The organism is Pontivivens insulae, from assembly GCF_900302495.1.
Taxonomy (GTDB): domain Bacteria; phylum Pseudomonadota; class Alphaproteobacteria; order Rhodobacterales; family Rhodobacteraceae; genus Pontivivens; species Pontivivens insulae.
Genome location: NZ_OMKW01000002.1, coordinates 450,648 through 464,315, shown reverse-complemented (window position 1 = coordinate 464,315; position 13,668 = coordinate 450,648). Strand labels below are relative to the sequence as shown.

Sequence of the window (13,668 nt, the reverse complement as noted above, 5' to 3'; positions counted from 1 at the left end):
GTATTTGAAAGGGTATTGAGATGAAATTTGTGACCGTTCTTGCCATCACCTCCGCCGCCGCACTTTTGCACACGGCTGCTTTCGCGCAGACGAGCGTACAGGTGCTGCCGCAGGTGGACCTTGAGATCGACAAGCCAGAGCCGCAGGTTATGGCAGATGCTGATGCCATGATCCTCGTCGAGGACAAAGTTAACAGTTTCACCAAGCCGACAGTCGCGATCGCTGAAGCCGATGCAGAGGTGAAAATCCTTACTGCCGATGCCGCCACCGAGATTGAGGGCCCTGTCCTGTTGGCCGATGGCACCGAAATTGGTGAGATCGACACGCTTGTCCGGGACGATGACGGAACGCTTGCCAGTGTTGTCGTTCTGGTCCGTGGTGATGCCGACGCATCTATGCTGGAATTGACGGGCGAAGACGCAGACATCGTGAATGGGCAAGTCGTCCTGACGATGGAGCAGTCCGAGTTCCTCCAACTTGTCGAGATTGAAGACAACGCTGGCTGAAATCGGCCACTTCAAACGGAGAAACCCGCCGGATCAGTCCGGCGGGTTTTGCATTTCAGGGATTGCTGAGCTTTAGCTCAACAAGTCCGGCACCAGCGTGACGATCCCGGGGAACATCCACAGCAGGCCAAGGCCGACAACCTGGATGAGCACGAAGGGGATCACACCCCGATAGATGTGCCCGGTCGTAATCGATGGCGGCGCAACACCCCGCAGGTAGAAGAGCGCAAAGCCAAAGGGCGGGGTCAGGAAGGAGGTCTGCAGGTTCACCGCGATCATGATGGTCACCCAGGCCGGATCAAGCGTGCCACCATAGATCACTGGGCCAACAATCGGCACAACGATGTAGATGATCTCAAGGAAATCGAGCACGAAGCCGAGGATGAACAGCACCAGCATGACGATCAGGAAGACCTTGTACTCACTGTCAAAGGCTTTCAGGAAGTCCTGAATATAGTGCTCTCCACCAAAAGAGATCAGCACGAGGTTCAGCATCTGCGAGCCGATCAGGATCGCAAAGACCATCGCCGTAACCTTCGCACTCTCCCGCACGACCGGCGTCAGAACGTTCTTCGCAAAGAGCACCCAGCACGCATAGAGCAGCGAGGTCATGGAGATGAAGAACGCAATGATCGCAAAGAAGTAGGCGACGCCATTCTCGAACGTCACTTCCGAGATGCCAATGCGCAGATCGAAAGTGGTGCCCAGGATCAGCATCAAGGCCATGGCGAGCGTTCCCCAGAGGATCGGCTTGGCCGACTTCTCTGGATCTTCTTCCAGCTTGCGATAGGCCGCGAGCATGATCGCACCTGCCGCACCAAGTGCTGCTGCCGGCGTCGGGTTAGTAATGCCGCCCAGAATGGACCCAAGCACGGCCACGATCAGGACCAGCGGCGGGAAGACGACACGCAGAAGCTCGTTCTTACCCAACCGCACGAAGGCATGCTTCAGCCCGTAAAGCACCATCGCATAGGGCACCGCCAGGACCAGGAAGTACACTCCTGGCGATGCGAGCGGCGACAGGAACGCGATGTCCAGAACCAGTCCCAGCACGATCCCCGCTGCACCGATCAGGATCGGTGTTTTGCTTTCACGTGGTGCGACGCCCAGTGCCAGCACAAAGGTCAGTGCCGCCAGAACCCAAGCGATAAGAACAGTGGAGGAGATGGGAGCCGCGTTCTCAACCGCTGCCAGACGAAGCTCTTCGACCTGCTCTTCGGTCAACTCACGCTCATCCTGGCTGAGATTGCCGCCTGCGGCGTTGATCTCTGCCTGCTGTGCGACGGCCCGGTCCCACATCTCCTGACCATGACGCTCGATCATAGCGATCTGACAGGCTTCACCGACATTGGTGCGCAATTCCGCCTGTTCGCCCTGCTCTGCAATCGAGGAGATCTGAATGTGCTGAGATCCCGCAAGGCCGACACCGTTCAGACCAATGGCGAACAGGATGATCGCAACGGGTGCGCCCAGGAACCACGTGAGGTTGTGATAAGGACCAACCATCGCCGTGTCAGACTTGGTGCCGAGATCGACCGCAGGCGCCTTGTGCGGGAACACAAGTGCAAAGCCAAACGCATAGGCGCCATAGAGGAAGGCAAGGAAGATACCCGGCAGCAATGCCGCCTGGAACAGCGTCCCCACCGACAGAACCGCCGGCTCACCCAGATAGGTCAGCGCATCGGGGCACTGAAGCTCTGTCGCGAATTCTTCCTGTGCGGTTGAGTAGAGGTCACCGGCCAGCGTTCCCAACAAAACGATGACGATGGAAGGCGGAATGATCTGACCCAACGTGCCCGATGCAGCGATGACGCCGGTTGAAAGCTCGGGTGAGTACCCGTTGCGCAACATGGTCGGCAGCGCGAGCAGACCCATCGTCACGACCGTCGCGCCGACGATGCCGGTAGAGGCCGCGAGGAATGCACCCACAACAACGATAGAGACGGCAAGGCCACCTGGCAGTGGGCCAAACACCCGCGCCATGGAGGTCAGCAGGTCGTTCGCAATCTTCGAGCGCTCAAGCGTGATCCCCATCAGAACGAACATGGCCACGGCCAGCAGCGTCTCGATGGAGGGACCTGCAAAGACCCGCTCGTTCATCCGGTTGGTGATCAGCGCGATCGTGCGGTCAAAAGCGTGCTCCCACCCTTGCGGGAAGATCGGAGCCTCGTAGGTTGGCAAGTCAGGATAGCGGAAGAGCGAAATGTCGCCTCGCGCCACCCCCTCGGCCAGCAGGGCTGCATATTCTGCGGAGCGATCATCAACTGCTGCGTGCAGCAGGATGCCAGCATCAGAGAGTGCGGCCAGAATACCAAATGCGATGACCCCTGCCCCGCCGATAGCGAAGGCCACAGGATAGCCCGACATGATCGCGCCAAAGAGGCAGGCGAAGGTGATGATCAGGCCGACTTCGACCCCGTCCAAACCGAAAATCATGGTTCTTGATCCTTAATGGATTTCTGCTGCCGCTTCGGCGATCTCGTCGTCGAGCGTGTCTTTATCGAGGTACTTGTTCTCGCTCTCCGGCCCTTCGATGAACTCCGCGAGGGAGCGCATGAAGAACGCCCAGGCCATCAGGAACATCAGACCTGCAAAGGCGAGGATGAGGACTTTGAACAGGATGTAGGCGTCAAAGCCGTTTGGCGAAAAGCCGATGGTCTCAATGTCCCAACGGATCGCGCGCGCCTTGGTCTGGAGCCGGTCGAACGTGTCGGTCACGGCGACGGGCGGACGGATCATGTTGCGCCACATGAAGAACCAGCCGAACAGCCAGACGATGACGGTCAACGGCATCACGAAGAGCAGCGACCCGATCATATCGACGACCTTTTTCGTGCGGAACTTCATACCGGCATAGAAAAGATCGACACGGACGTGACCGCCCTGCACAAAGGTGTAGCCAACACACAATGCCACGATCATCGCGTTGTAGAGCTTAAGCTCCTCAGAATACCAGGAGATGTCGCGGGTGAACGGGATGCCAAACGGCGAAATGGTGATCTCTGCCGAGCGGAAGATCCGCTGCAGGAAAACGATCAGAACCTGCTGAAGCACCATCAGGAGGCCCGCCCAGGCAAAAAACCGGCCGATGGAATTCTGCATACCCTCAATCACACGCACCGTGCCCCAGAGCACCGGGCGGACAAAGATCCCGACCACCGTCAGGATCACAAAGACCGAGGTAACGGCGAAGAACAGCTCGGTACTTGCACCGAAGAAAATGAAACGCATGACGTTGGCCCCTTCGGACCAATCGAGCCATGCTGCGGGGTTAGCGAGGGCGATGAAAATACCGGAAAATCCTGCCCAGAGATTTCCGAAAAACCACGCGATTGCGTCCATGCTCGCCACCCAAGCCTTTCAAAACCGTAAAACAGGGTTCGGCCAAGGGGACGGCCACGCAGCCTGCGGCGTATTCGTAAATGGGTCGGCCCCCTCCAAAGAAGGCCGACCCAGATGTGTCATGTCAGGCGATTAGCCCAGAACACGGTCACGCTGTGCGGTGTAGACACCGGAGGAACGTGCGATCCAGCCGGAAGACTTGCGCATGGAGTCCATCGCGGAGTCGTGGATGCGGGCATAGAGCTCATCATCCATGTTCTCTGCCAGAACTTCCTGAGCCGCTTCACCGAACGCATCCCAGACGGAATCCGGGAATTCACGGACGGTCACGCCGGAGGACTGCAGACGCTCAAGCGCGGAGCCGTTCTCTGCCATGAACTGGGACAGGTTGATCGAGTGCGCCGCCGCGGACACGTTCTCGATGACAGCCTTGTGTGCGTCGGACAGTTCGTTCCAGACGTCGAGGTTGGTTGCCAGGGACAGACCCGCGCCCGGCTCGTGGAAGCCAGAGGTGTAGTAGATCTGCGTGATTTCCTGGAAGCCGGCCTTCTCGTCCGCCCAGGGGCCGATCCACTCGGTGCCGTCGATCGCACCGGAGGACAGCGCCTGATACACTTCTGCACCGGGGATGTTCTGAACGGACGCGCCAAGGCGCCCCAGCGCCTGGCCGCCAAGGCCCGGCATACGGAACTTCAGACCGTTGAAGTCTTCCGGACCGTTGATCTCGTTCTTGAACCAGCCGCCTGCCTGTGCGCCGGTGTTACCCGCGAGGAAGGACTTGAGGTTGAAGATTTCACCCAGCTCGTGGTGAAGCTCTTTTCCGCCCATCCAGTAGTACCAGTTCTGGAGTTCCTGAGCGGTCATGCCGAACGGCACAGCGGTGAAGAACGCGAAGCCCGGGTGCTGACCAACGAAGTAGTAGTCTGCACCGTGATACATGTCCGCCTGACCAGAGGAGACCGCGTCGAACACTTCGAACGCACCGACGAGCTCGCCAGCGGCTTTCAGGTCGATGGTCAGCGCGCCGTCAGTGGCCTGCGTGATCATGTCTGCACAGTATTGTGCGGAATCGTGCACACCTGCGAGGCCACGGCCCCAGGTGGTGACGAGCGTCAGGGTGCGGCGACCCTGCGCATAGGCCGGAGCGGCCAGAGTTGCAGCAGCTGCTGCGGTGCCGCCCATGGCGGAGTTCTTCAGAAAGGAACGACGATCCATATTTACCTCCCAATGGCGCCCACCCTGATTCCGGATGGGCGGATCGATAACGAGGCCGACCCTAGGCGGGACGTGACGTCATTCAAATACCCACTACCCCGCAGATCGGTTAATTTCTTTCAAATTGGTTTGCTGAGCGAACCAAAACCGGGATCTCACGCGACTGGCGTAGCCGGCTTATTTGTGGCATTGGTTTACGTGCAACCAATGTGGAGTGTGCATCAGTGATCAAGCGTCACCGGTAATCCGGAACCGACTTAGACCGCGCGACAATCGCGCGAACCTTGATACCTGACTTCACGGGAGCATTTTATGCGAACCCTTACTTATGATGTTGCGGCCAGCCGCGACGGCTTCATCGCGTCCACAACCGGCGACGTCTCCGCCTTCCCGCATGACGGCGACCATGTCGATGCCTACATGGATCGCCTTGCTCAATACTCGACCGTCGTGATGGGCCGCGCGACCTACACGTTCGGCTACGCTTTCGGCCTCGAACCTGGCAAACGAGCCTATCCGCACATGGATCACCACATCGCCAGCACGACCCTATCCTTTGGCGCAGATGCGGAGGTGCGCCTGATTGATCAATCCGTTCCCGATGCCGTTCAGGCGCTAAAGGAAGCCGAGGGCGGACCGATCTACCTATGCGGCGGCGGGCAACTTGCGGGGCAATTGGCCAATGCAGGTCTGATCGACAGGCTGATCGTCAAGTGGGCGCCTGTCGTGCTGGGCAGCGGGATACCGCTTTTCACAGGTTTGAAGCGGCCACTCTCGCTCTGCCCGACGGATCGCATTGCTCATGACACTGGTGTTGTGACCGAAACGTTCATGCTGCGCGAATGAAAAAATGGGAGGGGTACGCCCCTCCCACCCTACCGACGATCAGGCAGCGGCTGTCCTGCCCAGATGAGCAGCGCGGTCGAGCCACCGGGTGATTTTACGCTCAGGGGCGCCGCGCACGGCGCCAAACTGCACGATCTTTCGCGGTTTGATGCCGACAAAATCGAGCATCTGGTTGCGCACAGCGCGGCGCCCAGGTCGGCCATAGAGCAACGTATCCAAAATTGGCGGCGTATCACCTGTGACGATCACATCTCCCGTGCGCCCGGTCAGGTGCTTGTCCCAGAGCATTCCAGTCTTGCGATACTTGTATGCAAAGCCCGGTGAGAGGGCGCGCTCCAACACTGCCCGCGCCTTCGATGGCATTCCCGCCCACCAATAGGGGTGAACCCACAACACGTGATCGGCCCATTTCAGGTTGTCCTGCCACGCAAGAAGATCCGGCTCCAACGGCGCATGCCCAGAAACATACCCCGTGAAATCTTGCGAAAACCGCATCGCCGAAAGGTCCTGAACCCTGACGTCGGCGCCAGCCTCGCGGGCGGCCGAGGCATATCGTTCTGCAAGGGCGTGGTTCAGAGAATTTGCGCGAGGATGTGCGATCCAGATGAAGATGCGACGGGTCATTTGATGTTCCCTGACACGGTGTAAATTGACATGCTGTCAACTGGAGTTAGATTGACACGATGTCAAGTCCCGCTCTCGATACCCGCTCTCGCATTCTGGACGCCGCGTGCCGTGCCCTTGGCAGTGGTGAAGCCGCGCCTGAAATCAGAATGGCTGATATTGCCAAAGCGGCAGGCGTCAGTCGTCAGGCGCTCTACCTGCATTTCAAGAACCGGGCTGATCTGCTGATTGCCACTGTTCGCCACGTGGATATCGCAGCGGATACCGATGCTGTCCTTGCCGAGAGTCGAGGCGCCACCGGGCCGCGCAGACTGTCCGCGTGGATCGCCGCGTGGGGCGGCTATATCGAGACGGTCTATCCCTACGCCAAAGCGTTGATGGCCATGTATGACGATGATCCCGACGCCGCAGCGGCATGGGATGATCGAATGCACGCCATGCGCGAAGGATGCGCAGCGGCCGTTGAGGCATTAGTACGCGCGGATCGTCTGACCCCGGACCTGACGCCGGACCTTGCGACAGACCTGCTCTTCGCCCTGCTCTCTATCCGCATGTGGGAGGTGTTGACCAAGGAGCAAGGCTGGCCAATCGAGCGCTACATCGCAGAGATGACCAAGCTAGCCCATGCCCGGCTGGTTGTTGCTGCGGCCCCGGTGTAATTGACGTTGCCCCGCGCAATCGCTTTCATGGGGCAAACAGGGGACAGGTGACGTGAGCGAGACGCGCAAAAGGCTCAGGCCGAACTACGGGCAAAAGATCTTTTTGCTGGCGACATTGCCGCTCATGTTGGCGGTGGCGGCGATCGCCGCCCTCGTCGCCTATCAATCGCGTCAGCTTGCTGAGGAGGAGATCGCATTCCTTGAGGAAACGCTGATCGAGACAAAAGAAGCCGAACTGCGCAACTACATGAGCCTTGCGCGCAATGCGATCTATCACATCTACGGCCCCGCCGGGCCTGATGATGAGCAGGCAAAGACAGAAGCCGCGCAGATTCTGGCCGCGATGACGTATGGAAATGACGGTTACTTTTTCGTCTATCAGTATGACGGAACAAACTTGGTCAGTTCCCGCCAGACAGAGCTGATTACGCGCAATTGGGCCGACCTGACCGACAGCACGGGCCAGCCGGTTGTGCAACCGCTGATCGACCTCGCCCGATCCGGCGGGGGCTATCACGAATATCTCTGGCCCAAACCCTCTACCGGGGAAGAAACGCCAATGGTCTCCTACGTCATCGGTTTGCAGGATTGGCGGTGGGCAGTGGGTACGGGCATCTTTATTGATGACGTTCTGGCGGAGGTTGCAAATGCCCGCGCGGCATTGGAGGAGCGGATCCGCTCGACCTTTTATTGGATTGCAGCAATTACACTCGCCGTTCTGTTGGGGGTCTTCGCCTCGGGCATGTTCATCAACTTGCGCGAACGGCGTCTGGCGGATGGCGCACTCGCTATTCTGACCCAAAGGATCGTTGACACCCAGGAAGAGGAACGGGCCCGCGTCGCACGAGAACTGCATGACGGGATCAGTCAGATCCTCGTCTCTATCCGGTACGGACTGGAACTGGCGCGCCGCAAGCTGATCACCGGAGCCGATGATGTGGGAAATACGCTCGACAAAAGCTCCGACGGGCTGAACATGGCCATTCAGGAGGTCCGCCGCATCAGCCGCGACCTGCGTCCGGCAGCACTTGATGATCTGGGTCTTTCCCCTGCCCTCAAGACGCTGTGTGAAGAATTTGAGGAACGCACGGGCGTACCCACGCGGATCGACACGGTCGCCTTGCGCAACTCCCTGACAGCCGAGGGCAAGACCGCGCTCTACCGCGTCGCGCAAGAGGCGCTGACCAATATCGAGCGCTATGCGCATGCCAGCGAAGTCGTCGTTCACGTGCGACCGCACCGGACGGGGATCAAGCTGACAATCACGGATAATGGTGTCGGATTTGTGCCCGGTCGGGGCAATGGCCTTGGCCTGCGAAATATGACAGAACGCATCGAACATCTGGGCGGCACCTTTAGGGTGCTCTCCTCCAAGGACGGCACGCGGATCGAGGCAAACCTGCCATCGCGCCATCTGCGTTCCGGCGCCCCGACGCAAGAAAGGAAATCGGCATGAGCGACGCGATCCGCATCCTGCTGGCAGATGACCACCCACTCGTCACCGAAGGCGTGCGTGCAGTTCTGGAAACCTATCCCCAGATCGAGGTGGTGGCCACGGTCACGAAAGGCACCGATGCGATGGAGGCGATTGCTTCATATCGCCCGGATGTCACGCTGATGGATCTCAATATGCCCGGTATGAATGGTCTGACCGCCACCGAACGCACGTTGGAGCAAGATCCAGAGGCGCGCATCATCATCCTGTCGATGCATGACAATCCCGAATATATCTCGACAGCGCTGGGTCATGGCGCACGGGGCTATCTGCTTAAAGATGTCGCGACCGAAGAGATCGTGCACGCGATTGAGGAAGTACACGCCGGTCGGACCTATCTGTGCACCGGAACTCAAGGGGCCGTCACTACGGAAGGCGATGACACGCGGGAGCCACTGACAAGTCGGGAACAAATGGTCCTGCTGCGCCTTGCGCGCGGCCTGTCGAACAAGGAAGTGGCGCGCGACCTCGACATCTCTGTTCGCACGGTCGAGACCCATCGCAAGAACATCAAGCGAAAGCTCTCCATCGACACGACGGCGGGCTTGACCCGCTATGTGCTCGAAAGCGGTCTGTTGGGTCTGGAAGACTGACGCACACCGGGGGCAGCTGGAACTAGCGCCCCCGGCGCGCAAATTTCAGGACGTGTATGGGTCAGGCGTCCGCGAGCAGAATTTGCTTCCAGATCGCTGTTTCATCAAACAGCGCATATTCGCGGCGCAGGCCCCAAGGTCCGAACTCCGCGTGACATGCCCCCATGATGTAGACCTCTGCGCCGGTTGGCGTGCCGAACGCGCCCCACCCGGAATGGGTGCCGTGAAGGCTCCACCGCAGGGCGGCGCGTGGCGGCATCATCGGATCCTCGCGTCCGATCTGATGCTCGATCTTGAACGTGGCGGTCGGAAAGCTGGCCCGCAGCCCCATCCAGAAACGGTCGGCATCGATATGGGAATGGCCGGTGACGCCACCGGGATATTCCAGATGAACAGCGCGGTCATATTCCTGGGAAATGACCGCGAAATCCGTGTTCATGATCCGGGTGAGAATGTCGGCGTATTTCGCGCCCCATTCGTTGTCGTTTCCTGTTCCAGTGTAGGGCCCCGGTCGATCAATCGCCGGTGTGAACGGCTTTACGCAGGCCTCCGGACCACCTTCACGCAGGATCAGATCGGCGGCGAAATCCTTTGGATCCCATCCCATCTGACGCACAACTGCACCCTGATCGCGGATCAGCCATTCATCATTGATCGTCTGACCATTTGCATGGCAATCGGCGATGATCCGGTATTTCAGCTTCCGCCCGGTTGCCTTGCCGTACATGCCATCGCCCGAATGGGTCGCAGTCGTCACGATGCGGTGGGACGAGAGATGCCCGCCATTCGATCCTTCACACCAGATGACGTCTTCGCCGAAGAGCGTCCGGTCCGGAAATTCCGCCAGCGTCGCCATCGTCGCCGCTTTCACCGGATCATTGCCAACCACCAGCGAGCCGGGCGAGCGGACGGGGATGTCCTCAGAATAATACGCATCAAGGGTCGCGATGCCGCGATCCTCCCAGATTTCCTTGGTTATGGCGATAATATAGTCAGGAAAATCCGCCCAGCGGTTGGAATAGGTCATTGTCAGTCCTTGGGGTTTTCACGGCAGGAGCCGCGCTTGATCAGGTCGCCACCGATCTCAACCCGGCGCGGGGCTTTGTCCCCCTGCTCTATCCGGGCGATCAGCGTTTCAACTGTGGCCTCGACCATCCGGTTCACCGGCTGCCGCACCGTCGTCAGGTCATAGGCCGCCCAGCTGGCCAGCGGCGTATCATCATATCCAACGACCGAGACATCATCGGGCACGCGGAGGCCAAGCTCATAGCGCAGGACATCCATCACGGCGAACGCCATGTGATCATTGCCGACAAAAACGGCATCCGGGCGGTCCGCGCCACCGAACAGGCTGTAGGCCGCTTCCTCTGCCCCTTCACGGGTGTAGAGCCCGTCGATCTGCCCAAACAGGCTGTGCCCCGCTGCGGCCAGACCTTCAGCAAAGCCCCGCGCGCGGTCGCGGCCGGTGGACGCGCCCTGCCAGCCGGAAATATGCGCGATCTTCTTATGACCGCAGGCGACCAAATGCGCCGCGACCTTCCGCCCGCCCGCCACATTGGCCGATGTCACTGACGATAGCCGCTCATCGGACTGGCCGCGGTTGAAGAGCACGACCGGAATGTCAATCTCGTCGCATCGTGCGGCCAGCCGGTTGCTGACATCGACCGAGGCCATGACAAGGCCGTCAACCCGGTAGGCCAGCAGATCCTCCATCACACTGTCCACGGCTTCGGTCTCGTTTGAGACCATGAACATCAGGATGTGATAACCGCGATCCTGCAAGGCACGGCTCAACCGCTCAATCGCGTCGGGATAGAATTGGTTGTCGAGATAGGCGACGACCAGACCAATGATCCGGCTCTTCCCGGTGATCAGCGACCGGGCAAGATTGTTGGGGCGATACCCCAACTCATCCGCAGCCTTGCGCACTTTCTCGGCCATGGCTGGCGAGACGCTGGCGCCGGGTGTGAACACACGTGACACCGCGGACTGGCTGACACCCGCGTGGCGGGCAACATCTGTTGAGGTCACATGGGGCATATGCACTCTCCCTGCTGATCAGAGGCGCAGGATAGCACAGGCAATATGTCAAATGGACCTCGCATCATCATCCGGCAGTCCATCCGCCATCCACCAAAATCGACGTGCCGGTGATCATTCCAGCGGCATCTGAAGCGAGGAAAGTGACCGGTCCCATGATATCCTCGACCTCTCCGATCCGCGGCAGCTTGATTTTCTCCTCGATCCATTTCAGTCGCTGGGGATTGTTGAAGGTAACCGCGGTCAGCGGCGTCCGGATAAAGGTCGGGCAAATGGTGTTGACACGAATATTGTGCGGTCCCCACTCAATGGCCATCGACTTGGTCATCCCCTCCACGGCATGTTTCGTGGCCGCATAGACCGCCCGGTCGATGCCACCGACATGGGCCATCTGGCTGCTGATCTGGATGATTGAGCCGGGCTTGCCTGCTGCGATCAGCCCCTTCGCCACAGATTGCGCCAGAAAATAGGCCGCCTTGATATTCAGGTCCGCAACCGCATCAAAATCTTCTTCCGATGTTTCGGTCGCAGGGCTGTGGCGGGCGAGCCCTGCCGAATTCACGAGGATTTCGAAAGGATCGGCCGTGTTGCAAAGGTCGCTTACCGCGCTCAGATCGGTGACGTCGAGTTGTGCGGCCTCGGCCGCGAACCCTGCCGCGCGAAGGGCCTCGACCGCCTCTTGCAGCGGCTCAATCCGCCGTGCAGCCAGGGTCACGCGGGCCCCCGCCTCCGCCAGCGCGACCGCGCAGCCCAGTCCGATGCCGGAAGATGCCCCCGCGACCAGTGCGCGGCGACCGTCGAGACGAAAGCTGGGGGATTGGGGCAGTTGCATCAGAGCGGACCTTTACGGGCGTGTTGCATGAGGCGCGCGACCGCGATCTAGTCGAAGAAACCAGGCCGGGCGCGCCCGGTCTCTGGATCGAAGCCGGTCCGGGCCTTGTTGAACTCCTGCATCCGGGCCAGCGGGTCAACGCCGATCTGCGTGTAAAGATCAATCAGATCGACCAACACCCAATTCTCACGAATGAGGCCGTTTTCCACGCGCCAGAAGTCGAGGCTCTTCATGAACACCTGTTTTCCGTTCGGCGCGATCCCCAGCCAACCCGGATGCGTGATCGACTGGATCATGTCGGGCCAGCCGGTGACGGCCGCGTAGTCACCCTCACCGAAGAAATGGTAGGTCACCTTGTGCCGGTCGAGGCCCCGATCCGGCATTGCGTTGAGGAACGGGATCTGGTGCCAATCGCGAAATCCCTGGATCCCACGCGCCGTTCCGATGCCAGACGGCCCGTACCAAGTCATTTTCGGATGCCAGAAACGCTCCATCTCCATCAACTCGGGGCCACCTTGGGAGGGATGCTTCTTAAGGTGCTCAAGCATGTCCTTGATCAGCTCGCGGCTCTTCTCGCCATCTGGGCCGTGAGGACCAAGACCGTCAGAGCTGGCCGGCCCTTGCACGTGAAATTCGCGCCCCATAGAGGGTGAGAGCGGCCAGGCTCCGGCCTGCTCCATCACCTCTGGAATGTCCCAGAGCGACTGCATCTCGACCACCTGCCCGTCAACAACACGGAAGAAGTCATGGCAGCGCATATGCACCACATGACCCGTGGGCGGAATGTCGAGCCATGGACGCTTGAACGTGCCGATGATGGTCGCCCCATGCCCAACCCAAAGGTGTCCGTGATCGTCATAGCCAGCAACATCAATCCAGACGCGCCGCTCAAAATCCGGCAGGGCTTGGGCCAACCCCTCGAATACGGTTGCTAGAGCACCACCGCCCTGCCCTTCCGGCAATGGCGCGGCCAGTCGGATCGGCGCGTCAGGTGCGATGATCTCATCTAAGACACTCTGAAGGGCATCGGCCTCGTAGTCATAAACCGCTGCACGCAGGGGCGCGAGCAAGGCGCGTGCGGTCTCAAATTCACTCATAACCGTTCCATCTGAATTCCCCATTCGGACCGAGAGTCGAGAACGGGTTGAAGGCAATTTCCCAGACGTGGCCGTCCGGATCGGCAAAATGGCCATGATGACCGCCCCAGAACACGTCCACCGGCTCGGTCAGAATGTCAGCGCCAGCCGCCCGCGCCCGATCAATCAGGACAGCGACGTCTTCTTTGACCGGGACATTGTGGCTCAACACGATTCCCCCGCCGAAACGCCCGGCGTCACCGCCAAACTCCTCCGCAAGTTTTTCCCGCGGATAAAGGCCAAGCACCTGACCGATCAGGTCGAACACGACCATGCCGTCGGGCGTTTCGACCCGCCGCCACCCCATCGCCTGATAGAACGTGGCTGAGCGTTCCAAATCCGATGCAGCGAGCGTGATCAGCGATACTCTTTGGTCCAAG

General features: G+C 59.8%; 14 protein-coding genes. 5 read left to right on the top strand and 9 right to left on the bottom strand.

Translation table 11 applies throughout. The annotated features are described in order from the left end of the window. Window positions 1-20 precede the first annotated feature (20 nt). Window positions 21-506, top strand: a complete 486-nt coding sequence (locus tag POI8812_RS07680; protein ID WP_108781970.1) for a hypothetical protein — start codon at window positions 21-23, stop codon at window positions 504-506. Between the two features lie 72 nt (window positions 507-578). On the opposite strand, the gene POI8812_RS07675 is transcribed toward POI8812_RS07680, so the two are convergent. The 3 genes from POI8812_RS07675 to POI8812_RS07665 all read right to left on the bottom strand — a co-directional run bounded on the left by POI8812_RS07675 (window position 579) and on the right by POI8812_RS07665 (window position 5,063). Beyond that, window positions 579-2,942 (bottom strand): TRAP transporter large permease, encoded by a 2,364-nt coding sequence (locus POI8812_RS07675; RefSeq protein WP_108781969.1) that lies wholly within the window; start codon window positions 2,940-2,942, stop codon window positions 579-581. A gap of 12 nt (window positions 2,943-2,954) precedes the next feature. Then, window positions 2,955-3,848 (bottom strand): TRAP transporter small permease subunit, encoded by an 894-nt coding sequence (locus tag POI8812_RS07670; protein WP_108781968.1) that lies wholly within the window; start codon window positions 3,846-3,848, stop codon window positions 2,955-2,957. A gap of 132 nt (window positions 3,849-3,980) precedes the next feature. After that, window positions 3,981-5,063, bottom strand: coding sequence for a TRAP transporter substrate-binding protein (locus tag POI8812_RS07665; RefSeq protein ID WP_108781967.1), 1,083 nt, complete (start codon window positions 5,061-5,063; stop codon window positions 3,981-3,983). A gap of 312 nt (window positions 5,064-5,375) precedes the next feature. On the opposite strand from POI8812_RS07665, the gene POI8812_RS07660 reads away from it, so the two are divergent. Beyond that, window positions 5,376-5,909 (top strand): dihydrofolate reductase family protein, encoded by a 534-nt coding sequence (locus POI8812_RS07660; RefSeq protein ID WP_108781966.1) that lies wholly within the window; start codon window positions 5,376-5,378, stop codon window positions 5,907-5,909. Window positions 5,910-5,948: 39 nt separating this feature from the next. Here the strand turns inward: POI8812_RS07660 and POI8812_RS07655 are convergent, their stop codons facing one another. Continuing rightward, the gene (locus POI8812_RS07655; protein ID WP_108781965.1) at window positions 5,949-6,533 is read right to left on the bottom strand and encodes an NAD(P)H-dependent oxidoreductase; all 585 of its coding nucleotides are present in this window, start codon (window positions 6,531-6,533) and stop codon (window positions 5,949-5,951) included. A gap of 59 nt (window positions 6,534-6,592) precedes the next feature. On the opposite strand from POI8812_RS07655, the gene POI8812_RS07650 reads away from it, so the two are divergent. From POI8812_RS07650 to POI8812_RS07640, 3 genes are read left to right on the top strand one after another with little or no spacing between them, the layout of a single operon-like run. Beyond that, a complete protein-coding gene (locus tag POI8812_RS07650) occupies window positions 6,593-7,192 on the top strand; it encodes a TetR/AcrR family transcriptional regulator (RefSeq protein WP_108781964.1) in 600 nt (199 codons plus the stop codon). Window positions 7,193-7,244: 52 nt separating this feature from the next. Further along, on the top strand, window positions 7,245-8,648 hold the full coding sequence (locus tag POI8812_RS07645) for a cache domain-containing protein (protein WP_245895308.1): 1,404 nt from the start codon (window positions 7,245-7,247) through the stop codon (window positions 8,646-8,648). Then, entirely contained in the window at window positions 8,645-9,280 is a 636-nt protein-coding gene (locus tag POI8812_RS07640) for a response regulator transcription factor (RefSeq protein WP_108781963.1), read from the top strand. Before POI8812_RS07645 ends, POI8812_RS07640 begins: the two co-directional genes overlap by 4 nt. Before the next feature lie 61 nt (window positions 9,281-9,341). Here POI8812_RS07640 and POI8812_RS07635 read toward each other — a convergent pair whose 3' ends face one another. The 5 genes from POI8812_RS07635 to POI8812_RS07615 form a co-directional block, all read right to left on the bottom strand. Beyond that, window positions 9,342-10,307: a nuclear transport factor 2 family protein gene (locus POI8812_RS07635; protein ID WP_108781962.1), complete on the bottom strand. Its 966-nt coding sequence runs from the start codon at window positions 10,305-10,307 to the stop codon at window positions 9,342-9,344. A 2-nt stretch (window positions 10,308-10,309) separates the two neighbouring features. After that, window positions 10,310-11,320, bottom strand: a complete 1,011-nt coding sequence (locus tag POI8812_RS07630; RefSeq protein ID WP_108781961.1) for a LacI family DNA-binding transcriptional regulator — start codon at window positions 11,318-11,320, stop codon at window positions 10,310-10,312. 67 nt (window positions 11,321-11,387) lie between these two features. Beyond that, entirely contained in the window at window positions 11,388-12,152 is a 765-nt protein-coding gene (locus POI8812_RS07625; RefSeq protein ID WP_108781960.1) for an SDR family NAD(P)-dependent oxidoreductase, read from the bottom strand. 47 nt (window positions 12,153-12,199) lie between these two features. Continuing rightward, window positions 12,200-13,249, bottom strand: a complete 1,050-nt coding sequence (locus POI8812_RS07620) for an ester cyclase (protein WP_108781959.1) — start codon at window positions 13,247-13,249, stop codon at window positions 12,200-12,202. Beyond that, a complete protein-coding gene (locus POI8812_RS07615; RefSeq protein ID WP_108781958.1) occupies window positions 13,242-13,667 on the bottom strand; it encodes a VOC family protein in 426 nt (141 codons plus the stop codon). Before POI8812_RS07615 ends, POI8812_RS07620 begins: the two co-directional genes overlap by 8 nt. Between the last annotated feature and the right edge of the window lies 1 nt (window position 13,668).

What these genes read in the sequence shown, in the direction of transcription:
- POI8812_RS07650 (WP_108781964.1), top strand. Translation starts at nt 6,593, where the DNA reads ATGTCAAGTCCCGCTCTCGATACCCGCTCTCGCATTCTGGACGCCGCG.
- POI8812_RS07665 (WP_108781967.1), bottom strand. Translation starts at nt 5,063, where the DNA reads ATGGATCGTCGTTCCTTTCTGAAGAACTCCGCCATGGGCGGCACCGCA.
- POI8812_RS07660 (WP_108781966.1), top strand. Translation starts at nt 5,376, where the DNA reads ATGCGAACCCTTACTTATGATGTTGCGGCCAGCCGCGACGGCTTCATC.
- POI8812_RS07670 (WP_108781968.1), bottom strand. Translation starts at nt 3,848, where the DNA reads ATGGACGCAATCGCGTGGTTTTTCGGAAATCTCTGGGCAGGATTTTCC.
- POI8812_RS07680 (WP_108781970.1), top strand. Translation starts at nt 21, where the DNA reads ATGAAATTTGTGACCGTTCTTGCCATCACCTCCGCCGCCGCACTTTTG.
- POI8812_RS07655 (WP_108781965.1), bottom strand. Translation starts at nt 6,533, where the DNA reads ATGACCCGTCGCATCTTCATCTGGATCGCACATCCTCGCGCAAATTCT.
- POI8812_RS07640 (WP_108781963.1), top strand. Translation starts at nt 8,645, where the DNA reads ATGAGCGACGCGATCCGCATCCTGCTGGCAGATGACCACCCACTCGTC.
- POI8812_RS07625 (WP_108781960.1), bottom strand. Translation starts at nt 12,152, where the DNA reads ATGCAACTGCCCCAATCCCCCAGCTTTCGTCTCGACGGTCGCCGCGCA.
- POI8812_RS07630 (WP_108781961.1), bottom strand. Translation starts at nt 11,320, where the DNA reads ATGCCCCATGTGACCTCAACAGATGTTGCCCGCCACGCGGGTGTCAGC.
- POI8812_RS07635 (WP_108781962.1), bottom strand. Translation starts at nt 10,307, where the DNA reads ATGACCTATTCCAACCGCTGGGCGGATTTTCCTGACTATATTATCGCC.
- POI8812_RS07675 (WP_108781969.1), bottom strand. Translation starts at nt 2,942, where the DNA reads ATGATTTTCGGTTTGGACGGGGTCGAAGTCGGCCTGATCATCACCTTC.
- POI8812_RS07620 (WP_108781959.1), bottom strand. Translation starts at nt 13,249, where the DNA reads ATGAGTGAATTTGAGACCGCACGCGCCTTGCTCGCGCCCCTGCGTGCA.